2 protein-coding genes are annotated in these 778 nt (G+C 70.4%); one reads left to right on the forward strand and one right to left on the reverse strand.

What is annotated here, in order from left to right:
• Window positions 1–410: S8 family serine peptidase (locus ACSDR0_RS50890; protein ID WP_435296183.1), on the forward strand; the 410-nt coding region annotated here is incomplete at its 5' end.
• 165 nt (window positions 411–575) lie between these two features.
• On the opposite strand, the gene ACSDR0_RS50895 is transcribed toward ACSDR0_RS50890, so the two are convergent.
• On the reverse strand, window positions 576–778 hold a 203-nt coding region (locus ACSDR0_RS50895; RefSeq protein WP_435296184.1), incomplete at its 5' end, for a hypothetical protein.

Raw genomic sequence — 778 nt, forward strand, 5'->3', positions numbered from 1 at the left:
TCGACCTCTTCGCACCCGGCGTGGCCATCGACTCCGCCATACCCGGCAACACCTTCGGTGTCCTGAGCGGCACCTCCATGGCCGCCCCGCACGTCGCGGGGGCCCTGGCACTGCTCCGGCAGGCCTACCCGGACCTGCCCGGCGAGAAGCTTGTCGAGAAGCTGCAGACCACCGGCAAGAGCATCGCCTACCGCAGCGGCGACACCACGGTGACCACCAAGCGAATCGACCTCGTCGCCGCCCTCCCGCCCGTCCCGACCCCGTCTCCCACTCCGGCCGTCACCCCGACCGCGACTCCGACGGCCACGCCGACCGCCACGGCGACGCCGACGCCGACGCCGACGCCAGACACCCGGCCTCATCGACGTCGGCACGGTCACCGCCCCTCTGCCGGTCCCGGACACGTGTGAGCGAGGCAAGGGCACCAAACCGCTGAACGCCAAGCGGTGGGCCACCGAACTGCTCCGCGGCAAGGGGACGCTGAACGACAAGACCCTCGTCTGCTACCTGTCGCTCACGCAGAACGGCAGCGAGGTCTTCCCCGAAATCGCCGACGCCGGCTCCCTCGGCAAGGCCTACAAGGTCCTCGCCCCCAAGAGCAGGACCGCCAAGGCCCTGCTCGACCGTGAACTGCTGGCCGCCTGGCTCAACCACGCCCACGGCGTCCACAACGGCTCCACCAAAATCCACGGCGGCACCACGCTGAAGAAGGCCATCGGCACCGCCGAGAGGTACCGCACCGCCAACGGCACACCCGCCCAGCTCAAGAAGGCGGCCG

This window comes from Streptosporangium sp. G11 (genome assembly GCF_051192615.1).
Lineage (GTDB): Bacteria > Actinomycetota > Actinomycetes > Streptosporangiales > Streptosporangiaceae > Streptosporangium.